Origin of the sequence: Microcoleus sp. BM001215392, assembly GCF_036700185.1 — a bacterium.
GTDB lineage: Bacteria > Cyanobacteriota > Cyanobacteriia > Cyanobacteriales > Microcoleaceae > Microcoleus.
In genome coordinates this window covers 17,627-43,690 of sequence record NZ_JAUBOJ010000013.1, presented here as the reverse complement: position 1 = coordinate 43,690, position 26,064 = coordinate 17,627, and the positions used below count along the sequence as shown (strand labels likewise).

The window sequence follows — 26,064 nt, the reverse complement described above, 5'->3', positions numbered from 1 at the left end:
AACTAATAACTTATCTGCGGTCATGCTTCGCCCTCCTCAAAAACCAGATGCACCCGTTTTCTTCATTCCGCGGAGGCGGAATTCGTTTGTCTAAACCTGGTTTCAACCGCTGTCTTATTTTTTTTATTCAATGAGTTAAGATGATTGTTCATCTCTTGTAGATATGCTTTTAATACTGGATACTGCGAAGTTGCTAGCAGCGCATCTTTTTTCTGAGTGACGGTTGTTTCTAACGGCAAAACGCGATACTTAGATTTATTGTTCAGGGTATAGCGGTGTACCCAAGTAGGAATTGTTTTGATACTGGTAATTTCTGTGGTTTTTTCGGGAAATATCTTGCGAATATTTATTTGCACAATTACACCTAAGTCTGTATAATCTTGGGTCTGACCTGAGATAAAGTTTCCCATTGAATAAATTGCTACGGTTTTTCTGGTTTTGCCATTCTTTCCTTTGAATTTAAAGATTTTGTAAGGCTGGACGACGTGGGGATGGCTGCCGAGAATGATATCTGCACCGGCTTTTAAGAGGTTTTCAACTAATTGTTTTTGTTGCGTGTTTGGCTGTCGCTGATATTCGTCGCCAAAATGCAGGGAAATTGCGATCGCATCTGCTCCTTTTTTTCGGGCTTTGGCGATGTCTTTGATTATCTGTTTTTCGTCGATTAGCGAAACGAGGTAATCTTTGTCTTTGGGGATCGGGATGCCGTTGGTGCCGTAGCTGTAGGCTAGCATGGCTAGCGATATGTTGTTTTTGGTGATGATTAAAGTCGTATCACCCGCTGCTTTTGATTTGGCTGTTCCTGTTGACGCAATTTTGCGATCGCCCAAATTTGCGATCGTCCTCATTACTCCTATTTCTCCCCGATCCAAAGCATGATTGTTGGCCGTTGTCAAGATATTAAATCCAGCTTTTTTCGCAGCATCCAGTAATTCAACCGGTGCGTTAAATAGCGGATATCCCGTATATCCGCCCGCATCTGCGCCCGCTAAAGGTGTTTCCAGGTTTCCCGTTACCCAATCGCCTTTTGACAGGATACTTTTCACTGGTGCGAAAAAGCTGTCAAAATTGTATGTTTGCTTTTTTGCGTCGTAGCCCGAGCTCGTTTGGGTGCTGTGCATCATGATGTCGCCGACAGCAATTAGTTGCGCTTCTTTAATCTCAGATTTGGGTTTTGCGGGCGCAGATGTGGCAATTGGCGATGCCGTCGGGCCCCGCAAGCTACGGCTTTCTGTACGCTGTGTATTGGTTTTTGGCTCTTGGATGTCGCAGCTTGCGATCGCAAACACGGCAATTACCGAAAGCAACCGACGAAAAGTCATAACTTTATAATAGTGATTTATCGGCATCTATGATATCATCATTGGGACTTGCGCACCGCTGGCTGGAAACTAATTTTTTCAACAAAAGTATCTGCGAATAAATCTCAATCTTTCTGAATATTTCCGGTTTATTTTTCGCAATTTTGTAAGTTATAAGAACTCAATTAGTTGCCCTTAAATAAATGACTCAAAAATATCTCGTTATTGCCTTTATTGTTTTCTTCTCAATTACGAGCTTTGGTATTTTGAGTTACGCTCAAAGTTCTGTGGATCAACCTTTTGAGTTTGCCTTGATCGGCGATTTGCCGTACAGTGCCGAACAAGAAGCAAAATTTCCGAATTTGATTGCAGATATCAATCGATCGCCCGCAGCATTTGTCGTCCACGACGGCGATATCAAAAGCGGCGGATCTGTCTGCGATGATGCAACTTTTGTCAGCCGCCAGCAGTTATTTAACAAGTTTGAAATGCCATTCATTCTCGCCTATGGTGATAATGAATGGACGGACTGTCACCGTTCAAATAACGCCAGTTACAATAATCCCATAGAAAGACTCGCTAAACTGCGGGAAATTTTCAGCAAAGGTACTCAAAGTTTGGGAAAGCGTACCTTGACTCTCACCCGCCAAAGCGAAAACCCGCTGTTTGTTAAATACCGCGAAAATGTCCGCTGGAGTTATAATGGAGTTGTATTTTTAGCAATAAATATGCCGGGAAGTAACAACAATTTTGGCCGCACTCCCGAACAAGATAAAGAATATGCCGATCGCAATTCGGCTAATTTAGCTTGGATCGAAGAATCTTTTGCATCAGCCAAACGCAGCAACAGCAAAGGAATTATGCTAATTGCACAAGCAAATCCCGGATTTGAACTCGATCGAACCGACAAAAGAATAACTGGCTACAACGATTTTATCGCAGCTTTGGAAACAGAAACCCCCAATTTTCCCGGACAAGTCGTATTCGTGCACGGCGATACTCACTATTTCCGCATCGACAAACCTTTACCCCGTTTTGACGATGACACTCAACTTTCCAGACTGCTAAACTTTACCAGAGTTGAAACTTTTGGTTCTCCAAACCTGCATTGGTTGCGGGCTTTTTACGATCCCAAAAATCCGAATGTGTTTGAATTTAAACAGCAGATTGTTCCCAAAAATTAGGCTATTAAACATTAGTTTCATGCAAGATAAATATTTTTTCTTACAATAAACAAGATTGCATAAATGTTAGATCGCTCCTTCAAGCCAAATGCAACCGACTATTAACGCAGATAATTTCAATATTTTTCGTGAATGAATGCAAAGCAAGTCTAATCAAGCTCGGTAGCATTCAGTAATATATTGAAAAATTCTCAATAATTAATTGTCAATATATGGCTCGATCAACTTGACAATTGCTTCATATTCAAAATCTTCTGATAATTCTAGCATCCGGGTTATAAAAAAACTGTACTCGGACTGTAATTGTTGCAGTCGGCTAATTTCCCGTTCGACATCTTCAACATAACAGCCTTTAGCTGCTTGATACAAGGCAAGCAATTCCTGTTTGGGCGGCACCGTCATTTCCTGCGGGTTCGCAGCTACAGGTACAGCCTGCGTCAAGTTTTCCTTTGTTGCTGCTGGCTGATAAATCCATGATAAATTTAAATTAATTTTGATTTTGTCTAGCAATTCTGCCACTATAATCGGCTTAGCGAGAAAATCGCTGTAGCCCAATTCTAAACATTTTTGGCGATCGGCTTTAAAGACACTGGCAGAGAAAGCTATGATACTTGTACTTTGAAAATTAGGTAATTGGCGAATTTCTCGGATCAGCCGCCAGCCATCTATCCCAGGCATCACTAAGTCTGAGAAAATCAAATCGGGTTGGAATTCCACAGCTTTTTCTAAACCTGCTTTTCCGTCTGCTGCCTCTGCGATTTCAAAGCCGAGAGGCTGTAGCAAATTAATCATAACAGACCGATTCTCCCAACGGTCATCAACTACCAAAATTTTCTGTTTTTGACCTCGATACCCAACGATGCTGTCGGTTAATTTGAGTGAGGTTGATTCCGTTGAATTTAAGGTATCTGGTAAGTCTAAATCAAACCAAAATTTGCTGCCAATTCCGGGAGTGCTCTCGACACAAATTGTACTTCCCATTAAAGAAATCAGATTTTTAGTAATTGCCAATCCCAAGCCTGTACCTTCTATTTTTCGAGAAACATCTCCTACTTGCTCAAAGGGCAAGAAGATTTTTTTCAATTGTTCGGGCGGGATGCCACAGCCTGTATCTGCGATTTCAAAGCGAATTTTTTGGGATGAATGAGACTTTGCATGGGAAGGATAATCGGCATTTAATTCGTGGTTGCTGGTTGCTAATTTATCCTGACTGTTGGCTCTGACTTCTACTTGGAAATTTACGCTACCGCCTTCGGTAAATTTAATCGCATTGTTCAGCAAATTAATTAATATTTGGCGCAGTCGGTGGCTATCGGCAAAAATATTTTTGGGTAGTTTTGTAAGAGCTATATACGTAAATTTAATTGATTTTTGGTTAGCTTTGAGGCTAAAAATGCCTGACAGTTCTTGCAGAAAATCGGAAAAATCGAATATTTCTAGCTCAAGTTCTACTTTGTTAGCTTCAATTTTAGCCAAGCTTAAAATATCGTTAATCAGCGTCAATAAATGTTCGCTGCACTTGTAGATAATATCAATACCTTGCCGTTGTTTAAGTGTAGATTCTTTGTCTAGCTGCAAGATTTGTGCATAGCCCATAATGCCGTTGAGGGGGGTTCGCAGTTCGTGGCTCATGTTGGCGAGGAAGGTACTTTTGGCAAGGGATGCTGCTTCGGCGGCACGGGCGGCTTGTTGGAGCTGTACTGCCTGCTGTTGAGTTTCTTCGAGTAATTGAGCTTGCTGCAAAGCTACTCCTAACTGAAGGCCAATTTGAATTACAGTATTTATTTCGGCTTCGCTCCAAGCACGGGAACCTGAATTTTGATAACTGGCTAGCAATCCCCACAGTCCCTCGCCACAAAAAATGGGAACAATGATGTAAGCCCTGCTTTGAATTTGTTCTAAGAGGTTGATATAACAGGGGGTAAATCCAGCTTTGTAGATGTCTGGGATAACTCGGCAACTGACACCTTTGCTGTAAGAGCCGCCCTTAGTTTCTTGCATATAAGTATCGACTATGGGTTCGGAAAAGCCTTTGAACATTGTTGCTTTTGCAGTGCAGTTAGGGTCATTCAACCAAAAACTATGGTTGGTGTGAGGATTAATCTGTTGTTGCTGCATCAGAGAGATCCAGCCATCCTCCACTGACTCGGATACAAATTTTCCGCTCCAGTCGGAATTGAACTGATAGACGACGACACGATCGCATTTGATGACTTGCCGCATTTCTGCGGTGGTGGCGCTGAATATAGTCTCAATATCCAGGGTTTCGCGCATCCGTTGAATGACAGTGGCGATCGCTTTTTCTCGCTGTGCGCTTTCTACTAAAGATTTTTCGGCTCGTTTGCGATCGCTAATATCTTGACAGACACAGATTAGCCCCTGTCCCTCAATTAAGGTTAAAGACAATTCCTGTGCAAAGGTAGTACCATCTTGCTGTTTAGCCGTGGCTTCACCTTGCCAATGTCCTTTTTGCAACAGGCTAGGAAAAATATCGCGCTCAAATCGACTAATTTCTTTAGGGTAGTAGAGTTCTTGCCAAGTTTTACCAATTAACTCGTTAGCATCACTGTAGCCAAATAAAGTGACATGAGCTTTATTCAGATAGACATATTCATTATTACTATTGAGAATTGCAATGCCGTTAGTAGCAGCTTCGATTACTGCTAATTGATGCTGTATCGATTCTTCTGCTTGTTTTTTGTCGCTGATATCCTTCATAAAGCAGTAATGCCCTATGAAATTTTGTTGCTCGTCATAGGCTGTTACCATCAGGAGTTGCTTGTAAAAAATCGAGCCGTCTTTGCGGATACCTCTGGTTTCAACTTTTACCTTGCCGATTGCGAGCATTTCTTGATAAGCAGCGATCATTTTTTCATATTCGTCAGGGTGTACGGTTCGCGGCCATTCCATGCCGATCATTTCTTCGGGTTGATAGCCAGCAATTCTGGCATAGGCTTTGTTTGCAGCAATGTAACGTCCTTGCACGTCCAGCCTGGAGATTCCTTCAACAGTATTTTCTAGAGCTATACTCAATTGGCGTACTTCTTGCTCTATCTGCTTGCGATTGCTAATGTTTGTAATCGTGCCGACATAGCCGATAACTTCTCGGTCATTCGCGATTTCGGGCAGCGCCTGACCGATGACCCAGCTAATTTTGCCATCTTGACGCACTAGGCGGTATTCTGACTTAAACGGCAGTCTGGCGGCTGCTGCTTCGTACCATTCGGCCAAAACGCGATCGCGATCGTCTGGATGTAAGGTATTTGCCCAACCTAACTCCCTAGCTTCTGCTAAGGAAAGTCCTGTAATTTCACTCCACCGCTGATTGACATAGATGCAATTACCCGATAAATCTGTGTGGAAGATACAAATGGGCGAAGCTTCTGTTAAGGTTTGATAGCGGCGCTGATTTGCTTGCCACACGGCTTGTGCTTGCTGGCGATCTGTTATGTCGGTAAAAGTAGCGATCGCCCCGACAATATTCTGATTTTCATCAAATAGAGGCGTACTGTAAACTTCTAAAGAAACTGTCCTACCCGGCACGCGAATTTCTATGTCATCAACCCTTACTCGTTCTCCCCGAAGCGAGCGAACCACAGGTAGATTTTCTACCGGATATAACTGCTCGGTTCCTGCCTGATAAATATGATAAGTTAGTGGCAATTCCTCGGTTTTGGCTGTGGGTAAAGTTTCGATATTGAGTAACTGCCGGGATGTTTGATTGGCGTAGATGAGTTGTCCGGTAATATCGTGAACTAATACCCCTACTGCCATGGATTCTAGAACTTGATTCAGTCGGCTCTCATCTTGTACCAAGGTTTCATTCAAAGATGGCTGTTCGGCAAAAAACTGTTGCATTTGCAGTGCCATATTGTCAAATAAACTAGCTCGTTCTTCGACTAGATCGTCGCCGTTAATTTCTGCTGGTTTACCCGTTTTTTTGTTAGCAATATTTTTATTTTTGGTATTTGAACCGAGAATTGGCTTGACAATCCAATAAGCAGTAACAATGCAAATAGCAATACTTGTAGACCAGATTAATGCCCCAATACACAGCAGGATAGTCGTGCGAGTATGGGCGTGAATTTGCATCATAAAGTCGTTTTCAGGAACGACGAACATCGTCATCATCAACCCTACTATCCCAACAATTTGCAGAACAAAGGGGACAATTATAAATATTTTGAGAGTTAATTTTTCAGCAATTCTTCCGAATAAGTTAGAAACAGCAGCAATAAACATAAAAACAACCGATTAATACTGTTGGAAATGGGCAATTGGCAATTGTCAATTTTGGCAATTAGCAACGGGCAATTGGCAACAGTTGTCCTCTAAAATATCACTAGAATCGGCACCCCTAAAGATAGATAGAAATTTAGATTTTTTTCCTAATTGTAGGGATTGGTTTCCCCCACAGAATTCACCATCTCTGAAACAATTGGTATCAACAACTAATTCAAATATAACACAGATATACTCTCTGACGATTGGGGTTTCTATCCCCCCGGCGGCCCTAGGATACTCGGGGGGACAAGAAGCGCTGGATGTTAATCTTCGATGGGAGGATGGGAGGATGGGAAGGGAGCGAGCCTCGACGACAAACTAGATTGATGCAGGATTTAGTCTAATGTTGACCTTTCTGCTGTAAAACCAGCCCCCACAACTCCGATCGATCGCTAAATTCCCTATTTCCGCCACCTGTCAAATTGGTCTTCGGAACAGCCATTAATAAATTGATTGTTCACCCAACCGTCAAGGATTGTAAAAGTTTCATTAGGAGCATTCCCAGAAGTTCTGGCAGCAATTTTTACCCAATTTCCTTGTCGGCTGACAGCCCGAACTCCGTCTCCTCTTTTGAGTTTAACTACAACTGGGTAGTTATTGCCGGGGCCTTTGCGAATATTAACCGGCCCACCTCCACCTGTAATAAACGAGCATTGAGTTTGCTTTTTTAAAGCTTCTACTTTTTCGGGTGCCAGACTTTGCTCTTTCCCGAACACTGGAAAGCTGTAAAGTGAAAAACTTAAACTTGCAAATGCTGCGGCAATGAAAAAGGCTTTTGATTGACTAAAACTCAACATTTATTTAATCTCCTTGGGTTGGAAGGACTGAAGTCCTTACTACGAACTGTTATTTTACCGAAGCAAACCATTCGGTAATGCCTTGAGCGATCGCCGAAGCTAACTTTTTCTGTTCTGTCGGATTCACAATCCATTCAAACTCTTCGGGATTGATCATAAATCCCAATTCCATTAAAACAGATGGAGTAACGGCAGGACGAGTCATGGCTAGGTTGTTCCAGAATACACCATAGCTCGGACGGTTCAGTTTTGCAACTAAATAATTGTGCAAAAACATTGCCAAACTGTGTGCTTGCGGGTGAAACCAGAATGCACCGACGCCTTTGGTATTTATGGCGTCGCCGTTATCCGGCAAAGCATTGTAGTGAATGGCAATTGCGATCGCAGGTTCTTCTTTTTGAATCATTTCCACCCTCGGCGGCAAATCCAAATCGACATCTTCCACCCGCGTCATTACCACATTCGCGCCCCGATTTACCAATTCCTCCCGCACCAATTTCGACACAATTAAAGCCACTGTTTTCTCGCGGTAGCCTGTAGGGCCGACCCCCCCGGAATCCTGCGGGCCGCCGTGTCCTGGATCGATCAGAATCTTAATTCCTGACAGCGGTTTTTGCTCAGAAATCGGCACGGCGCTGGTATTCGCCGGCGGATGTTTTAAAGACAGCACCAAAGTTGTGCCTTCGTATCTCAATTTATATCCCCACTGTTGGGCAGATTTGAGATTGAAAGTATATTGTACTTGCTGCGGGGAGATTTGTTGCCATGCCAAACGTGCAATTACCGGGTCATCGTCGATGCGAATAATGTCAGTTTGAGCGGTGGTATTGTACAGCGTTAAAGTGAACGTGCGTTCACCTTCTTGGACGGTGACGGGGACGGGTATTTCTAAGGGAAATAAAACTTCTGTCCAGCCGGAAACTTGACGCGATCTGGCGCTGCGAATAATCGATCGCGCAGGCACTGCATCCTTGACAATTCGCACTTCTGATGCTTTGATCCAAGCGCCGTAATCGAGGCGAATCCATTCTCCCTCGCGCCCGATAACTGTGGCGCGAGTTCCCTTCGGTAGCGGTGTCATCCGAGAGAAATCCGTACTCGCCCCGGTTCTAGCAACACCCGGATCGGCTGTGACTTCTGCTACTTCTAAATCGGCGGGAGATAGGATAGAAATCTTGCCAGTACCTGCTTGAGTAATGATTTTATCGTTGATTGCGAGCTCAAATACAGGCACTCCCAAATCCTGTTTTTCTCCCTTAGCTGAGGGGGAATTAGACTCATTTTGCCCCTCAGCTAAGGGGGAGTTGGGGGGGGTAATAGCGCAGCCTTGATACTGTTCCATGCTGCCTTTTTTGATGGGGGAGTTTTCGCCTAACAAGACAGATTTGTTGTCCGGGAGTTCGACTTGCGATCGCGCTTTTAGAGGAATATCAACCCCAGCCAATTTTACCGCGACTCGCGCATTCGCCGGGGCGATCGCGCCAAAGCAGATATATTCCCCGGGTAAACTGGCTACATCGACTTTCGGCGTCAGGGAATCTTTGGCAAAAGCCAAGCCTGCGGGGACTTGCGGCTGATTCGACTCGCGCGTCACCTTGAGCAGGACTTGGCTTTTGTCGTAACGCAAGCTAAAGACATTTTCGCCGAGTTGCAGGGGAAAAGTCGGGGCGAAATGGCCGGCGCTGGTGCGGGAAATTTGCTGGCCATTTACCGATACTTGTCCGGTGGGTGGGGCTGTACCGATCAGAAAAATGCGATCGGCGATTGTTTTGTGGTTGGCGGGAGGATAAGCGACGGACAAAGGTTGAGCGGCCACAGCTACAGAGGCGATCGCCAGTATCATCCCAAACACAACTAATCCTAAAAATTTTCTCATTATCAATCGCAACTAATTGAGAGTCTGTTGGTTATTTATACTCGAACTTAAGCTAAGAAACCCGGTTTCTGCGAAAATCTTGGGTTGAGTAACGAGAAATACGGGAAGAAACCGGGTTTCTGAGGGTTAAGCGTAAGTTTTATTTACTATACAGGCCTCAGTTTATCAGGTTTGTAGTGCCAATTGGGCGATCGGCAACATCATACCATTTGCGATTTCTAATTTTTGATTTTAGATTGGGGATGACTGACTGCTGAACAGATTTTAAGCAGAGTAATATTGATTGAGATCGTCTTAACTTTTAATTAATTCCGAAGTCGTTCTCCACAATTGATCTAACCGATTTCCGGGCATCGTCAAATATAAAACATCCCCCGCACTCAGACAACAATTCAGCAAATCCCAGCCGTGAATAGTTTGACAATTAGTTTCCAAATAAAGAGGCACAAAATCAGCAGATTTAGCAGCATCTTGAATGCGGTGGCCGCAGAAAGGATGTTTGGGAGTAATCAATGTTGCCAAGGAAACCCACAGACTGTCAGCAGTCATCCCGTTGCCCAAAATTCTGCCTCCAATCGCCGCCGCCGCGAAAGCAGGAGCCGCTAATTCCGTCGGGTTCAAAACTCCTTCAAACTCAAAAACTTGCTGCACCATCAAAGCAAAATGCGAGTCTTGATTGCGGACAATTACCGACAGTTTTGGTGCCAATCCTTTAGCAGTTAAGGCAATTTCTAGATTGGACATATCGCTGCTTGTTACCGCCAAAAGTGCAGATGCTTGCTTAACATTGGCAGCTTCCAGAGTTGCCGGCAAACTGGCACTTCCCTGAATTACTGGAATTTGCATAGAGCGAGCCGTGTTTAGAAAGCGGCTGTTCGGATCTTGCTCGATCGCCACAATATCGTAACCGTTATTGTGCAGTTCTTTAGCAATTTGTATTCCCATGCCGCCCAGTCCGCAAATAATGTAATGATGGCGCTGCGGAACTCGTGCTACATCCCAATATTCGGTAAAGCGAGTTCCCAATACATAATCGTTGAGCAGTGCGTAGCAAATGCCGATGATGCCGGCTCCCACTAACATCATCATAACTGTAAATAATTTAATGCTATCGGGAGCTTGTTCGGCAACTTTTTCATAGCCTCCGGCTCCGGTAATCATCCCCACTGAAAAATAGAGAGAATCGATAAATGAGATATTATCGTCAACACAAATATAGGTGACAGTAGCAACTGCAATCATTGCCAAAAGCGTCAGTACAACAATTACTGCTGCTTGGCTGTGCTGTTGAAATCGGCGCAGGTTAGTTAAGATTTTAAGGAGTTTTTGAACTAAAGTTTTTTGGGGGCTGCGGATAGTCGGCTGAGTGGCCACAATTAGCCGATCGCCCTTTTGACACTGCCGGCCCGCCAGCACCGCCGATACTAAATCAGTTTTGTTAGCAGCCGGGAGGTAATAAATCAACATTCGCGATCGATCGTTCCACAAATCGCTGAGCGGTCGATCGATCCAAGGATGATCTTCATCGATATATTCCTCGTGAATCGGCCAAGTGCGATCGAACAAACGCAACTGTCCGATCGCCCGATTTCCGAGAGCAGCAAAAGCAAAAACCGGAGCCGCCAAAGCCGAAACACTCATCGAAGCGTGTTCGGGCAAAGTTTGATCGATTCTGTCGCCCAAGCTAGTATTGAACAATCGGTTAATGATGCGAATTTGAGGATTGAGAATCCTCGCCTGCATCAAAACTGCCAAATTTATAGCATCATCATTACCTGCAATGACTAAAGTGTGGGCTTTTTGAATCCCCGCGGCCAACAAAGTAGAAGCTGCTTGCAAATTACCGACAACCACATCAGAAGTTTCGCTGCGAATTGGGCGATCGCTAATACCAACCACAATCGCCCCTTGCTGTCTCAACAAACAAAAAATCTTGTGTCCCGTGTGGCCCAAGCCGCAAACAATGATTCGAGGTTTCATAGGTTATTTGCCAGCCGATTTCAAAGCTGTCCTTTGTGGTTTTACCTACCATTGTTGACGGTGACGGCTTTGCAGAATGTAGCAAAAAACACTATCTAGGATGTTTGTGTTCCACTCGTATCGAAGAAACCAGGAGACGGCAGTGCCGCGTGCCTACAGATAGGAGGTACAATTAACCTAATTTAATCAAAAATAGCCAGCAAAATCTTAACAGGTAGGGAAACGGCACTGCCGTGTCCTAATAATTATGACTACCTACATAAAATAAACTAAAAAAACCACACAGTAACTTTTTCAATGTCTGCCTCCGCCGACCAAAAAAGAAACAGGATATTAAAGCCAGATTTGGTATGATAGACTAATCCAGAAAATTACATAAAAGATGTTTTTGCCACTGACACACAAAAAAATATCAATTTCTCTTGCTTCGGGCCCTAGCGCGATCGCGCTGCGCAAGCCTAACGCGCCTTCTGGCTGTCGTCAAATATGTATGATTGAAGTAACAACAGATTAAAATAATTAAACCAATCCAAATATAGCCATAATTAAAACTGTGAATCGAGTTCCTCCCGCAATAATTATCTTAGGACAAAACAGCCTAGCGATCGCCCAAACAATCTCCACAGTCTTCCCTGGTTCCCAGATTTATGGTTTAGTCGATCGCACATCCGACACAGACATCAACTTTAGCAACTTCGGCGAAACCTTGCGAGAACTATTCGCCACAGAAACCCCAATCATCGCCATCTGCGCCGCCGGAATCATCATCCGCACCCTCGCCCCGCTGCTGTCAGACAAACGCGCCGAACCCCCAGTCTTAGCAGTCGCCGAAGACGGAAGCGCCGTTGTACCGCTGCTAGGAGGTTTGCACGGAGTCAACGACTTAGCCAGAGAAATTGCAGCAGCCCTCGGCGTACAACCCGCCATCACCACCACCGGAGATATCCGCTTTCGCACCGCCCTGCTGAGTCCTCCCCAAGGCTATTATTTGGCGAATCCAGAGGATGCGAAGACTTTTATTTCAAATTTGCTCGCCGGGGCGAAAGTACAGCTAGAAGGGGCTGCTAACTGGCTTGCCGAGAGTAATTTGCCGCTCGCCCCCGCAGCCCAATTAACCATCCGCGTCACCGAAAAAGCCATTGTACCGACAGCCGACTGTTTAGTTTACCACCCGCAACTTGCAGCATTTGCACTGACAAATCTATCCTATATTGAGCCGGAAATAGCAATTTCCTACGTGCAGCAAATCTTAGAAAACGCAGATTTAGCAGCAGCTTCTGTTGCCGGATTTTTTGCCTTAAAACATGAGATGGGAAATCCGACTTTAGAAGCGATCGGTCAATTTTTTAAAGTACCAGTTCGTTTTTTAAATATTCCCGAACTTGTGGAATTCGACACAGTTAAATTAATACAATATAATTCCAGTTTTGATGTCACCGCCGCCCAAATTAGCCAGACAGCAGCGGGCGCAAACAGTCAGTTGATCGGATACGATCGCACAAACGCCTTTAGTTGCGCGATCGCACTTGCTAGCGAACCGATCGATCCAAGTGCGATCGGCATTGGCCGCGGCAAACTGGCGATCGTCGGTACGGGCCCCGGAGGCGCAGCTTGGATGTCCCCGGAAGTTAAGGAAATTCTGCGGGAAGCCACGGATTGGGTGGGTTACAAGTTCTATCTCGACTTAGCCGGAACTCTGCGGGAAGGACAAAACAGGCACGATTCCGACAACCGCGAAGAGATCGATCGCGCGCGTTTTGCTTTAGACTTAGCAGCATCGGGAAAATCCGTCGCCGTGGTTTCGTCGGGAGATCCGGGGATTTTTGCGATGGCTGCGGCGGTGTTTGAGGCGATCGACTTTGACGCTAAACCCGAATGGGAAGGCATCGACATTCGGGTAGCACCGGGTATTTCCGCGATGCAGGCGGCCGCTGCTGCGATCGGAGCACCTCTCGGACACGATTTTTGTGCGATTTCGCTTTCGGATATTCTCAAGCCTTGGGAAGTCATAGAACAGCGGATTTCGGCGGCGGCTTCGGCGGATTTAGTTATGGCATTCTACAATCCAATCTCGAAACAGCGGGTTTGGCAACTCTCAAGGGCGATCGAGATTTTGTTAGAAACTCGGGATCCTAAAACCCCAGTTGTATTGGGGCGAAATCTCGGGCGATCGGGCCAATCCGTGCGCGTTTGTACTCTTGGCGAATTCCAGCCGGAAGATGCGGATATGAGAACTTTAGTAATTATCGGTTCGAGTCAAACTCGGATTATTCCTCGGAAGTTTGGAGATGTTTGGGTTTACACGCCGCGCAGGTATGAGAAATAAGAAAAAACTCGGCGGTTGAAACCGCTGCTATACAAACGATGTCCGCCTCCGCGGACTAAAGAATCTGGCATATTAGCGCTATAGCGCTATTAACACTAAGTCACTAAATAGCTAAAATTGCTATAGAACAAAGCTGGCATTAGTGTCACTCTAGAAACAGTGACACCAGTACAGGTTATGAACGATACCGATAAAGATAAGCCAGTCAAGCTCTGCTTTTACTGCGATGACGATTTGCGATCGCGCTTCCGATGGGTTTGTGCTTACCAAAATGCTTCTATGAACCAGGTTTTATTGGAACTCGTAGAAAACTGGCTTGCAGAAAACACCCCAGAAATCAGCAATAAGAGCCCATCTAAAAACGAAACCTCGCCCAAGTCAAAGCCCAAGCGGAGTAAAGCAGCAAAAACTGAGGAAATAAGCAAATGACCGATCGCCTAGACCGAATTGAGGCTATTCTTGAACAAACCGCGCGATCGCAACAGCAGTTTGCCGATCGCATTAACCAGTTTGGCGCATCGCAACAGCAGTTAGCGGAGTCGCAACAGCAGTTAGCGGAATCGCAACAGCAGTTAACCGATCGCATTAATCAGATAGCCGTACAACAGCAGGAATCCCAGCAGCAAATCAGCCTGTTAACAGGAAAAATTAACTTGTTAACAGAAAGAACCGACGCCCTAACTTCTGCTGTTACCAAAATATCAGAAATTTTTGCCATCGACGTTGCTGAATTCAAAGCTAACTTTATGGCTGTGGAACGCCGGATAGAACAAATTGAAGAAAGAATTGAGCAAATCTGGCAGTATCTATTAGATCAGTTGCACAGTCGCGGCAACGGAGGGAGTTAGATATCGCTTTTCTCAGGTATATGAGCAGTTGAAAGCGATCGCCTCTATTGTAATTAGCAAGCGATTCATACTATTACTTCTCTAGCTTTTTTCACCTTATCTCTAAGTTGAGCTAATACATCATCTGCATTGAGCAACTCACCGCGTTGCGCCTGTTCTCGTGCTATATCGATTTTATTCCGAGTTTCTTCAACCCAAGCTATAGCCTTTCTCAAAAAAGTGAGGTATGCCCGCTAGTCTTATGCCCTATGCCCCATGCCCAATGCCCCATTCCCATGAGTACCTCATCTTTCTGAGAAAGGCTATAAATAGTTTGGGTTGTTGCTGCTATCGGATAAAGTAAGGTCGTCAATTAATAACAGCAAGGCTGTGTTAATTGCTTCTTCAAGGGAGGAATATTGACCGTGCTTTACTAAAGCTTCAAGGACTTGGGTTTGATCTGGGCTGAAGGTGATTTGCATTGTTACCTCTGATGGTGCAAGGCTTGGACAATACTTTTACTGTATCTCATTTTATCAAAAAAGCGATCGGGCTGACGCCATGCTTCGCGCCGATTGCATTCAATTACAGTCTCTCGTCGCCGAATCATTAAACCTTCCCCAACCATGAGTGGGATGGGCGTCCCGCCCGTCCTCCACCTGCAATTTATAAATAAAAACAGCTTAGTTCAAAGATGCCATTCTCACCTTTACCAAAAAATCATTGAGAGCAAGCTTTGCATTAGGATTTGACGGTAAATGACTGTTAAAACTTGCCTCTTCTAATACATTAATTAGTCGATCGCGCTCCTGGTGATAAAATGCAATATCTGTATCTTCCAGCACCGACTTTTCCGCCCCAGCCAACTTGCGATCGATCAAATCGGGAATATACGGCAACTTGAACTCCTCATTAAGTTTAACCAAATTCGCCTCAACTTGTCCTGTTTGCATCAAATGAATCCCCGCCAGCAACACGCGGTAAACGTACAGCAGCGGCTTCACCCGACGCGGGCTTTGTTTCTCAAACAATCGCCATTGAGTTTGAGCAAAACCCAGATAGTGGTGGCTGTGGTGCTTGGTAATGCAGTTCGAGGCGAGATCCTTTAACTCCTCATGTTCCTCGCTACTGTAAACTATCAGTGGCGAATACAGTTGTTCCAACACATAGCCGTTGCGCTTCAACAGCAACTCCAGAAACTTCTTAATATCGTGAGTGACTAAATCGAGTTCCATCTTCTCCCGAACTTCCGAAACTTCGATTGTTTCGTCTCCACAAATCAGTCCGATTACTTTTGGTAGCGGTAAGATATGAACTCCCCGCAAGTCGAAGTCAGAATCTGCGGAAGGAAAACCGTATAAGTGCGAGCCGCTGACAGTCGCAAACAGCAGCGGATAAGGTCGATCGGAGATAATCTTGACTAATTCGGAGATGTATTCTACCATATTTTTTTCCAATATTTACCAATAAAAATTATCAATTCTTTCAGTCCGCGGAGGCGGACTTTGTTTGACAAGAAGCGATTTCAATCGCCGAATTATAAATCAACTCCCGATCGCACTTTGACGCGATTTAATCAAAAACAGATTAGCCTGCTCGTAATTAGGACGTTCCGGTAACTTAGTTTCAGCAAAAGCGCGATCGAACTCTGCGTGCAAGCTCAACCGCCAACGATTCACCTCATCCCAGGGGATTTCCTGATTGCGGATTGATAGCAATTGCGATCGAAAATCCTGCACCCGAACAGGTACAAACCCCTCCTTGAGCACCGTAATTCCTGACAGCAGCAAGCGAATCAAGTGCATCGCGTGCTTCCAGCGAATTTCGCCAGTATTGCGGAGGTCTTGCTCCATCTTTTTAAACTGCGACAAAACGTAACTATTGTAAGTTTGGTAAACCAATTGCGACAGAAAGATTTCGCGAATTTCCAGCAATTGGGCCGCGACAGGAGAAACAGTTTCTACCAAAGGCGTGTACAAACATTCCAGCACATTCGGATTAGCTTTTAGTGCCAAAACCAGAAACTTTTGCAGTTCCCAATAGCATTCTTGATCTTGCTTATTTTCCAATTGCTCAGGAATGCCATAAAGCGACCAATGAAGAATTGCCGGCGGCTGGTAAATCCCGCGCCTGTCTGTATCAGATTGCTCGTTATCCAAACCGTAGGCTCTTGAACCAACAATGCAGCGGTAAATTACAGAATCATAGAGGTTGTATTCTGCAAGAAAATCTCCTCCTGACTCTAATCCTTCGCTTTGAAACTGTTTGCGAATGCTGAATTCGTGTCGCCGCAGACTAACTTCTGTTCCGTCTGGGAGTTTGACTAAATATGCGTGGGAATTGTCCGTAGGCGATTTGACAATCACACCTACTGCGCCTTGTTTCCAAGATTGATCGCCGCCGGGGTTTTTCACCTCAATTTTGGCGACAATTTGGGTTCCGGCGGGCACGATTAAGTTGAAATTTTGAGGAAGATTGGGGTTTGTCACGAGGAAACCTCCGGCGGGGACACGAGCTACAATGTTATTGTATTATGCTTGTGTTACAAAGTCAAGCGACAATTTATACTAATTATGAAAAGTGGTGTTTTATGAGGTTTAGTGAGATAGTGAAACCGCCCAAATTTCTCTAATTTTATGCTTGCTTAATTTTTACTTTATACGCCCTTTTCACTTTCATGTTGTGCAGGAAGTGCGACACGCCCGTGAAAGTCATGATAACGATGTGAAAAGTCTTCTAAATATGGACTTTCAAGCACTGCACGTCGTTTAGCAAAATTATTATTTATTTGATGGTAGAAGAACTCAGCATCTATCGCAAAAATTTTTTTAAAATCTACTGTTAATTCTGGTATGCCTTCCTGAGATGATTCACCTTCTAGAGGTATTTTCTCCAAAAAATGGTACTGTTGATAACGATTAGATTTTACTAAATTCCAATCTGCTGAATTGAGTTGGACTGTTTTGTCGGAGCGAATTTCTTGAGCTGTATGTACTTGACAACAAAGTATAGAATTTAACAACTTATTAGGCTTGTCTCGATTTTGCCTAGCGCTATAGTCCCAATCTAAATCACAGTTCTGAGTGACAATAATTGCATAAGGATGAACAATAGGTTTAAACTGAGTTCGATCGAGGTTTGGAGAAGATTCACTTGGAACTGGTTTAATCTGTATAAGTCCAGTCAGAATTTCCCCTTGTCTGAGAGCCTCTTTGTCATTGGAGGCTCTGTAAATCCCAGGTTTACGCATGGTTAGCTACTCAATATCTAGGACTAAAGGTGGTCTGACTTCGCTAGGTAATACGCTACCAGTAAGTAATCCTAATTCTTGAGGTAAGGTAGTTTGTCCTAAATCAGACCGACAGTCACTATAATATTCCACCATGCGTTCAAGCACTTCAGATGCTTCTTCCAATCCTTCTGGAGTGTTAGCAAAAAGCAGATTGAGTAGCGTTAAACACTTAACCCAAATAATGGTATTTTCATTGAATTGACCAAACCATTCACCACTAAAAGGTGATTCAATGGAAACTTCGATTTTTAAGCTAGGAGTAGCAGATGATAAAGTTTGCCGATACTGAGTCTGAGCAGGAGTTGGTAAAACTTCATACCTGTGTCCAATTATATTTTTGCTTGTAGTACCACCAGTTGTTACGTGCATAGGATTATATTGGTTGAGGTCGCATTGCTCTGTACAATTCTTCCGTGATACTCCAGCGAAAGAGATTTCTGGCTGTGTGGTTGTAGTTATCGAGTATGTTCCAGGCATTTTCACTCCTTTCTACTTTATCCTCAGTAAAAAAATCAGTATCTAATAAATAAGCTGTTTCATCTATACCTCTTTCTGTGTCCCTAACGTTAACAAGCCCATGATTAAAATTAACTTGACCGAATTCAGTTTTTAGCTGTAAATTCTTAACAAAGTTTTGAATTGAATCTGCAACTTCGGGTGTATATAGTTCAGAAGCAATATGTTGCGGTATTAATTCATGCCACTCTTTGTCCTTAATATTTAGTTCTGACCTAATAATTAAATCACGATATCTTAATCCTGTTCGTGAATAAAAAGAGGGATTATATATTTTTTCAAAAAGTTCTACAGCGGTTTTAAATTTATCCATAAAAGTTTCATATCTTTCATATTTCGTCGTGGCAAGCGTTATAGAGTTTTTGTCTAAAGATATCTGACAGCTCAAGTCTTCTGACTTAAATTGATAATTCAAGTCACTTGAAGTCAGGCCACTTGTAAAATTTGAGCTGAATTGGGTTAAAAGATTAGATAGCTCAACCGGGATCTGCAAATTTCTAGAAGTTTCAAAAATTGGGTATTCAAACCTAATACTATCTTGAAAGTCTACAGGCTGTTGGCTGGCAATTCTCAGGATAGTTGGAAATCTAAGTTGAGCAATAACCTCAATTAAGGGGCTGTGCTCATAAATTACTCTTTCATAGTTTGGGAGCTTCATGTTTTAAAAGTATCCATTACCAATTAGAAGAGCGTCTGTTACTCTAGCTTAACTTACTTCCGAACAGACTCACATTCAGCATAGATGCGATCGGCTTTTTAAATAAAAATTTATAATAGAATAATTATTATGGGCGATGCAGGATTTGAACCTGCGACATCTACCGTGTGAAGGTAGCGCGCTACCACTGTGCCAATCGCCCGCAGATAAATACCATAACATACTGACTCCCAATTAGCAACTAAAATTTCCCTAAAAAATCAGCCGCTGGTTTCCGAGTGAAAACTCGACACAATGTGCGATCGCCCAATTGTCGATCGCACCTCACTATCAATCAACCACCCACCAACCCGCAGCAGGGCCAACAAACCGCACCACAATCCACCAAGCCACCAACAGACTAATCCCCGCCCAGCTTCCGCGACTTGTCCACTTCAGAAAATCTTCGCTTTGAGTTTTCGTAATTGGTAGCCAGGGATAGATACGCTCTTCTTTACCGTATCCATCGCCGATCGACTCTTTACGACGCTTAGATTCGCCCATAATTTTTGTCTGCTAAATTAGATTTCAATTCGATCACAACCAAATTATAGGACAACAGGTCATCTCAAGCCTGCGTCAACCAAGTCGTATCCAAATAATCAATCCTCGCAAACGGACTCAACGCCGCTAAAATCTGCTGTCCGTAACTGCGGTGAATCACCCTGCTGTCAAAAATCGCCACAACCCCCTGACGTTCTCGCACCGGCGCGATCGCCCGCTGCAACTCATTCAGCGCCGCCGGCAACAAATACAACCGAAACCAATCCCTCCGCTGCTCCTTATAAAAAGCCACACGCGCCGTCACCAAAGGATTTTCCAAAGAAGGTAGCGGCAAAGTTGCGATCGCCAGCAAGTGAGGTGCGCTCAACTCCCCCTGATGTTCCCGCCAAAACTCCCACCCAGTCACCAAAATCGCATTCTCGCCCACCTCGGTTTTTTCCACCTGCACCCGAGTACCGAACTCAGAAGCCAAAATCGCCGCCATCCGAGCCTTCAGCGGTACATCGCCCACAATCAGCACCGTCAAACCAGCCACCGACGCACTCATCAACAGCAAAGTCCGAATTTCTTCCATTAAAACACCCTGAAATTCCGGCGTATTCGGCAGCGGCAGCCAGTTCGGAATGTACAGTTGAATTAACTCGTTTTGTCGATCGGGCGAAAACTTCACACTCGTCAACTCAGGCAATCCCATCATTTGCCGGAAGATCGGAGCCTTCTGTTCCACATCCACCGCCCCACCAATCAACACCACAGGCACAGCAGACCAAATTTTGCTCAAAACATCCGCCACCTGCACCGGCGCGCTAAACAGCGAAAATGACCCAGCAGAGCGATGAATTTGCGCCCACCGCAGTTTGCCGTTTGTGTTCCACCGCTGCCAAAAATTGCTCCAAGCAGGCGGAATCCCAGGGTTTTGTTCGATCGTTTCCAACAGCCCTTGCAAAATATTTTGCTCTGCGGTTTCTAGCAAATAACACTCATCAGGTTTCGCTGGATGCTGAAACACAGCCCGCGTTAGCAACACTCGCGCTTGCAGGATTGCATCGGCCACCATTGGCCCAGATTCCATTAAATCAGTCCAATCGGCCGGTGCCAAACCCACCGTCAATTGCTGGCGGGTCCAAACTTCCAAGTCATCCACACCGTCAATAATTGTCGGAATATTGCTGTGAAGTTCCGAATTTCGGGCCAAGCGAGACGCCAGCCAAGATTCAGGATCTGCTAGCATCAACCCTCGTCCCGCGGCATGATGGGAATAAATCTCGATCCTCTTCGAGGGCTTCGCTAACGGCCGATCAGTTTGCAGCCACTCTTGCAATCGCGGAATTTCCACCTCCTGCAAATGTTCCAGCAGCGGTGTCGGCGCCACTAAAATCACCGGTTCGGGCCACATCAAAATCGGCATCAAATAGCTGACTCGATACCGCTGTCGGTAAGCGGACGCCGGCAGCCCCGTTTGGATCAGAGCGCTGCGCCCCAAGCGCAAAGCCCGCGCCACCAGCCGTGCCATCGTTAAATGGTGGGGCCAGCGCGGCTCGGAGTGCGATCGCAAAAAGCTCAGCAGCGAATTATGGACTTCTACCTCAATCAATCGATTTCACAGTTGGGATTTCTCAATCAAGATAATCAAAACTTGCCAGAAAATCAACTACTTTTTGACCCACAGGCAAACTGAATTTACTCTCCTGATTATTTCCACTGCGCCGACCAAAATTTTGATGAGACTGCACAATCAAACTCTCCAGCCCCGAACTAATTAAAATAGTTTGGGTAGGCGACTTAAAAAAATTTGTTTGCTGTCCAGAATTTAGGGATTTTTCCAGCATTGTTTTCACATCATTTAAATTATCCATCGCTGAATTTAATGCTTCCGACAACTGCAATATCCGTTTTTTTTGCAAATCTTGACTGACGATATTTTTCCCAACCGCCACAATATTTTTCTGAGTTTCTAAGGCATCATCAAAAGGAATAATCGCTAAAAAAGCTGCTGGCAATAAATGCTCGTCGCTATCAAGCCTAAAAGTTAGAGTTGTCCGACGGTAGCCGATTTCAATATTGGGAGGACGGCTCATTTCCCCGTAATGCCGAGCTATTTCGCTGTAAGCTGTTGCTAAAGTGCTGTTGGCTGAATGATCTAAAAGTGCGTCAACCACAATTCGCACTAACCCCGGCGTATGATTTAAAAACTTTCTCGCTTCAGACGGCCAGTTAAATTGTTGAACCAGAGTGCGGTCTCCTGCGGGACTCATATCCACCCAGTGGCAAGTAACATCATCTGCGATGATGCCAAATCTGGGAACTAAATACAGTTTTGCCCCTGTTAAAGTTGCCCCTGTCAAATCAGAGCCGACCCAATCTGCGTTAATCAAATTAGTTTCCGTCAAATCAGCGTGAACCAAACTAGCATTGGCTAAATTGGTATTTCTTAAATCTGTTCCGTTGAGGTTAGCTCCGTTGAATTTAACATCCCTCAGATCCGCGCCGTTGAGGTTGGCTCCGCTCAAATCTGCCCATTTAAGGTTAGCTCCGCTCAAATTTGCACCGCTGAGATTCGCCTGCTGCAAAGAAGCTTGTCTTAAATCGGCATTGCAGAAATTGACGCCGTTAATTTCTGCTTTTGTCAAATCTGCCCCGTGCAAGTTAGCTCCTTGAAAGTTAGCTAATGTAGCCTCAGCACCTCTGAGGTTTGCACCGGAAAGATTAGCACCCATCAGGTTAGCTTGGGTGAGTTTTACTTCTCTTAAATCGGCTTCAGTCAAGTTAGCGCCACTAAAGTTAGTGTGGTTGAGTTCGCACCTGACTAATTCACTTCTGATCAGGGACGCTCCGATTAATTGAGCTCCTGTTAAATCGGCTCTCACTAAATTTGCTACATTCATAGTAGCCCCATTTAAGATTGCCCGCGATAGATTGGTGCTGCTGAGTCTAGCCACATTCAGGTTAGCTTCGCTCAGGTCAGTTTCGCTCAAGTTAGCGCCACTGATGTTGGTGACAAATAAGCTAGCCTTTCTTAAAATTGATTTGCTGAGATTGATGCGGCTGAGATTAGCTTCATTTAGGTTGATTCCTGTGAAATTTCTGTCGCCTTCTGTGTATCTTTTTACGAGTTCAAATCTTTTGAGAAGTTCTTCTGCTTCCATTGCTTACACCTGAATAAAATGGTTCTCTGCTAAGTTTTATGTGACCTAGATACAAATTTTTCAAATTAATTTATAGTATTTAATCGCCGACTTGATAAAAACTTTTGACAAACTCAATCACAGTGTTTAATGGCGGAGTTGTGAATCTTTGGGCTTTAATTGCCGGGGCGATAGAGGTTTTGTTGACTCCCGGCAAATTGGTCAAGTTTCTGCCAAAGTCTGGGTGATAGTGAACCATCAAACTTTCGGCACTAGAGTTAGCCAGTACAGTTTGGGTAGGCGATTGGAAAAAAGTTGATGTCGATTCGCGATCGATCCGCACCGGCTGAATTTTCATTTCTCCTATTTTTCTAATTGTTTTGGTGAGGGTTACGTTCAATTGCACTACCAGATTTGAGACTCGGACGCCCAGATTATTGCCGTTTTGCGGTTGAATCATCTTAATCAGAGTAATGAGATTTTTCTGAGTAAATGCCGCGTCGCTAAACGGAGTAATCGCCACGAAAGCTGTGGGAAATAGTTGCTCGTCTTGGTCTATTCTAAATGAGATGATGGTGCGCCGCGAATTAACTTCTATGCTGGGAGGATTGCTCAAACCCGAGTATTGACTGGCAATTTGGCGGTAGGTAGCCGCCAGGACAAAGTTGGCATCGGGGTCGAGAGGTCGATCGACTATAATTTGTACTGTCGGCGGTGTAGCATTAAAAAACCGTTGAGATTCTTCTGGTGTAAAGCGCTGAATGTGACTGCGATCGCCGTTAGGGCTCAGATCGACCCAATCGCAAGTAATATCATCGGCTTTGAGATTAAACCTCGACACCGCATAAATTTTAGCCCCCGTCAGCGCCGCCCCCGTCAAATCTGCACCCACCCAATCAGCGTGAATCAAATTCGCTTGAGTCAAATCTGCGTGTACTAGGGTAGCGTTTAACAGGTTGACATTGCTCAAATTTGCCCCGTACAAGTTAGCCCCGCTCAATCTCGCTTCATCGAGGTCAGCACCCGTCAGGTTCGCCCCGCTGAGGTCGGCCCACCGGAGATTAGCGCCTCGCAAATCAGCGCCGCTGAGGTTGGCTTGAGACAGATTAGCTTGTCTGAGTTCGGCATTGCAGAGGTTGACTCCTCGCAAGTCAGCCCTGCTGAGGTCGGCTCTGTGCAAGTTAGCTCGTTCCAAGTTGGCCGCTGTCAGGGAAGCGCCCCGAAGGTGAGCCCCGTTGAGGTCTGCTTGCTCCAAATTGGCTTCTCGCAGCGTGGCTTCTCTCAAATCTGCTTCGCTGAGGTTGGCGCCGCTCAAGTTAGCACCGCTGAGGTCGGCTCTAATCAATTCGGCTCTGATCAGCGTAGCTTCCACGAGTTGGGCTTCGCTGAGGTCGGCTCGAATCAAATTAGCCACGTTCAGAATAGCCCCGCTGAGGTTGGCTTTGTTGAGATTGGCACCGCTGAGTCTAGCAACGTTGAGTTTGGCTTTTCTCATGTTGGCGCCGGACAGATTGGTGCCGCTCATATTGGTGAGGCTCAAAATTGCCTCGCTGAAATTAGCCCCCTTGAGATCGATCCTGCTGAGATTGGCTTCGCACAGGAGGATGGCAGTAAAGTCTCTTTCTCCTGCGGCATACTTAGCTATGAGTTCTTCGGCGTCCATGCTTTTGACTTTCCCTGATGTGTTAGCTAGAACAAAGCTTTGTTTTGCCAACTTTTAAATAGAATAAGCATTTTTGTAACTTGATGCAATATGCTCAGACATCGATATTGTGGAAGCCTTTTATAAAATCCAAAATGGTAGTGATATTAGATTGACCCAATTTGGTAATTTCGGCTAACTTGGCGGAGGTAGAATTGTTAGAATCGTATTTTTTGATCAGGCGCTTGCCGAAGGCTGGATGGTGATAGACGCTGAGTCTTCGATCGCTGGAATTAATTAAAATCATTTGTGTGGGAATTTGAAAAAAGTTGATGCTTTCGCCGATTTTGGGAAAAGAGCTTGAAATCTTAATTTGGTCTACCTTGCTGATAGCTTGGTTGAGAGCTTTGCTGCATAGTTGGACGTGTTTTGATTCTTTGACGTTAAGTTTGCTGGCATCCTGGGATTGAATCATTTTCATCAAAGCTATCACGTTTTTTTGAGTTGTAGCAGCGTCGTTAAAAGGAATGATGGCAACGTAAGCTGTGGCAAATAATTTATCGTCGCTGTCCATTTTAAAGGCGAGTACGGTGCGCCTAGAGCTGACTTCGATGGTGGGCGGCTGACTTAAAGTCGGGTATTGTTGGGCAATTTGGTAATAAGTTGCAGCTAGGGCAAAATGAGCGCCTTGGTCTAAGGGCGAGTCAATCACAATCCTTACTGTGGGCAAGGACGAGTGAAAAAATTCGTGGGTTCCTCCAGAGTTCAACCAGTAAATTTGGCTGTGGTCGCCGTTGGGACTCAAATCGACCCACTTGCAGGTCATGCCTTCGGTTTTGATGCCGAGCCGCGAAACTGCGTGGAGTTTGGCTCCGGTTAAGGTGGCTCCGGTTAAGTCGGCTCCAATCCAATCGGCGCGGATCAGATAGGCATTTGACAAATCGGCGTGAACTAAACTGGCGTTGAGCAAGTTGGCGTGGCAGAGGTCGGCTCGGCTGAGGTCGGCACCGCTCAATTTGGCTTCGCTCAAGTCGGCCCAGCGCAGGTTGCAGCCGCTGAGGATGGCCCAGCGCAAGTTGACGCCGCTGAGGTCGGCGCCGCTGAGTATGGCTTGAGTGAGGTTGGCTTGTCGCAGTTCAGTACCTCGCAAGTCGGCACCGCTGAGGTCGGCTCGGCTGAGGTCGGCGCCTTGCAGGTTGGCTTGTTCGAGGTTGGCTTCTGTCAAGCACGCGCCGCTGAGGTGAGCGCCTCGAAGGTTGGCTTGAGCGAGGTTGGCTCCTCTGAGGGTGGCTTCAGTGAGGGTGGCTCCGCTGAGGTTGGCTCCGCTGAGGTTGGCTCCGCTGAGCTCGGCTCTAATTAGCTCGGCTCTGATCAGTTTGGCTCCTGTGAGTGTGGCTTTTTTGAGGTCAACTCGTACTAGGTAGGCGACGTTGAGGTCGGCGTCAGTGAGGTTGGCGCCGCCGAGATGGGCGCCGCTGAGTCTGGCGATGTTGAGTTTGGCACCGGTAAGGTTGGCTTTGCTGAGGTTGGCTCCGCTGAGGTTTGCTACACTCAGATTCGCACCTGTCAGGTTGGCTCCGCTCAAGTTGACGCCGCTGAGGTTGGCCTCAGTCAGGTTGATTCCGGCAAAGTTTCTTTCTCCGGCGGCATATTTTTTCAGGAGTTCCTCGACTGTCATGGGGCGGTACCGTATCGAAATATCCCCATTTTATT

At 45.3% G+C, this 26,064-nt stretch carries 20 protein-coding genes and 1 tRNA gene; 4 read left to right on the top strand and 17 right to left on the bottom strand.

Features of this window, described 5'->3' with window-relative positions; all coding sequences use genetic code 11:
- Positions 1 to 62: 62 nt before the first annotated feature.
- A complete protein-coding gene (locus QT974_RS03030) occupies positions 63 to 1,322 on the bottom strand; it encodes a CapA family protein (RefSeq protein WP_333467051.1) in 1,260 nt (419 codons plus the stop codon).
- Positions 1,323 to 1,504: 182 nt separating this feature from the next.
- Between QT974_RS03030 and QT974_RS03025 the strand changes: the two genes are divergently transcribed.
- Positions 1,505 to 2,485, top strand: a complete 981-nt coding sequence (locus tag QT974_RS03025; RefSeq protein WP_333467050.1) for a hypothetical protein — start codon at positions 1,505 to 1,507, stop codon at positions 2,483 to 2,485.
- Between the two features lie 198 nt (positions 2,486 to 2,683).
- Here QT974_RS03025 and QT974_RS03020 read toward each other — a convergent pair whose 3' ends face one another.
- The 4 genes from QT974_RS03020 to QT974_RS03005 form a co-directional block, all read right to left on the bottom strand.
- The gene (locus QT974_RS03020) at positions 2,684 to 6,727 is read right to left on the bottom strand and encodes a PAS domain S-box protein (RefSeq protein ID WP_333467049.1); all 4,044 of its coding nucleotides are present in this window, start codon (positions 6,725 to 6,727) and stop codon (positions 2,684 to 2,686) included.
- A gap of 443 nt (positions 6,728 to 7,170) precedes the next feature.
- Entirely contained in the window at positions 7,171 to 7,566 is a 396-nt protein-coding gene (locus tag QT974_RS03015) for an SH3 domain-containing protein (RefSeq protein WP_333467048.1), read from the bottom strand.
- A 49-nt stretch (positions 7,567 to 7,615) separates the two neighbouring features.
- Complete coding sequence (locus tag QT974_RS03010; protein WP_333467047.1) at positions 7,616 to 9,442, bottom strand: N-acetylmuramoyl-L-alanine amidase; 1,827 nt, start codon at positions 9,440 to 9,442, stop codon at positions 7,616 to 7,618.
- Positions 9,443 to 9,736: 294 nt separating this feature from the next.
- On the bottom strand, positions 9,737 to 11,422 hold the full coding sequence (locus QT974_RS03005) for a potassium channel family protein (RefSeq protein WP_333467046.1): 1,686 nt from the start codon (positions 11,420 to 11,422) through the stop codon (positions 9,737 to 9,739).
- Positions 11,423 to 11,975: 553 nt separating this feature from the next.
- On the opposite strand from QT974_RS03005, the gene cobJ reads away from it, so the two are divergent.
- From cobJ to QT974_RS02990, 3 genes are all read left to right on the top strand, one after another.
- On the top strand, positions 11,976 to 13,748 hold the full coding sequence (gene cobJ, locus QT974_RS03000) for a precorrin-3B C(17)-methyltransferase (RefSeq protein ID WP_333467045.1): 1,773 nt from the start codon (positions 11,976 to 11,978) through the stop codon (positions 13,746 to 13,748).
- Positions 13,749 to 13,925: 177 nt separating this feature from the next.
- A complete protein-coding gene (locus QT974_RS02995; RefSeq protein ID WP_293185086.1) occupies positions 13,926 to 14,177 on the top strand; it encodes a plasmid partition protein ParG in 252 nt (83 codons plus the stop codon).
- The gene (locus QT974_RS02990) at positions 14,174 to 14,596 is read left to right on the top strand and encodes a hypothetical protein (protein WP_333467044.1); all 423 of its coding nucleotides are present in this window, start codon (positions 14,174 to 14,176) and stop codon (positions 14,594 to 14,596) included. Before QT974_RS02995 ends, QT974_RS02990 begins: the two co-directional genes overlap by 4 nt.
- A gap of 302 nt (positions 14,597 to 14,898) precedes the next feature.
- On the opposite strand, the gene QT974_RS02985 is transcribed toward QT974_RS02990, so the two are convergent.
- From QT974_RS02985 to QT974_RS02930, 12 genes are all read right to left on the bottom strand, one after another.
- Positions 14,899 to 15,057, bottom strand: a complete 159-nt coding sequence (locus tag QT974_RS02985; RefSeq protein WP_333467043.1) for a hypothetical protein — start codon at positions 15,055 to 15,057, stop codon at positions 14,899 to 14,901.
- Positions 15,058 to 15,258: 201 nt separating this feature from the next.
- On the bottom strand, positions 15,259 to 16,020 hold the full coding sequence (locus QT974_RS02980; RefSeq protein WP_333467042.1) for a nucleotidyltransferase domain-containing protein: 762 nt from the start codon (positions 16,018 to 16,020) through the stop codon (positions 15,259 to 15,261).
- Between the two features lie 99 nt (positions 16,021 to 16,119).
- Positions 16,120 to 17,064, bottom strand: a complete 945-nt coding sequence (locus QT974_RS02975) for a nucleotidyltransferase domain-containing protein (RefSeq protein ID WP_333467041.1) — start codon at positions 17,062 to 17,064, stop codon at positions 16,120 to 16,122.
- 167 nt (positions 17,065 to 17,231) lie between these two features.
- Complete coding sequence (locus QT974_RS02970) at positions 17,232 to 17,825, bottom strand: hypothetical protein (RefSeq protein WP_333467040.1); 594 nt, start codon at positions 17,823 to 17,825, stop codon at positions 17,232 to 17,234.
- 6 nt (positions 17,826 to 17,831) lie between these two features.
- The gene (locus QT974_RS02965) at positions 17,832 to 18,236 is read right to left on the bottom strand and encodes a hypothetical protein (RefSeq protein WP_333467039.1); all 405 of its coding nucleotides are present in this window, start codon (positions 18,234 to 18,236) and stop codon (positions 17,832 to 17,834) included.
- Positions 18,237 to 18,240: 4 nt separating this feature from the next.
- Complete coding sequence (locus tag QT974_RS02960) at positions 18,241 to 19,041, bottom strand: TIGR04255 family protein (RefSeq protein ID WP_333467038.1); 801 nt, start codon at positions 19,039 to 19,041, stop codon at positions 18,241 to 18,243.
- Positions 19,042 to 19,171: 130 nt separating this feature from the next.
- Positions 19,172 to 19,243, bottom strand: a tRNA-Val gene (locus QT974_RS02955).
- A 128-nt stretch (positions 19,244 to 19,371) separates the two neighbouring features.
- Positions 19,372 to 19,584: a DUF2839 domain-containing protein gene (locus QT974_RS02950; protein WP_293198299.1), complete on the bottom strand. Its 213-nt coding sequence runs from the start codon at positions 19,582 to 19,584 to the stop codon at positions 19,372 to 19,374.
- 64 nt (positions 19,585 to 19,648) lie between these two features.
- Positions 19,649 to 21,178: a helicase C-terminal domain-containing protein gene (locus QT974_RS02945; protein ID WP_333467037.1), complete on the bottom strand. Its 1,530-nt coding sequence runs from the start codon at positions 21,176 to 21,178 to the stop codon at positions 19,649 to 19,651.
- A 22-nt stretch (positions 21,179 to 21,200) separates the two neighbouring features.
- Entirely contained in the window at positions 21,201 to 22,730 is a 1,530-nt protein-coding gene (locus QT974_RS02940) for a pentapeptide repeat-containing protein (RefSeq protein ID WP_333467036.1), read from the bottom strand.
- Positions 22,731 to 22,809: 79 nt separating this feature from the next.
- Positions 22,810 to 24,372, bottom strand: coding sequence for a pentapeptide repeat-containing protein (locus QT974_RS02935; RefSeq protein ID WP_333467035.1), 1,563 nt, complete (start codon positions 24,370 to 24,372; stop codon positions 22,810 to 22,812).
- 94 nt (positions 24,373 to 24,466) lie between these two features.
- Entirely contained in the window at positions 24,467 to 26,029 is a 1,563-nt protein-coding gene (locus QT974_RS02930; RefSeq protein WP_333467034.1) for a pentapeptide repeat-containing protein, read from the bottom strand.
- Positions 26,030 to 26,064 lie beyond the last annotated feature (35 nt).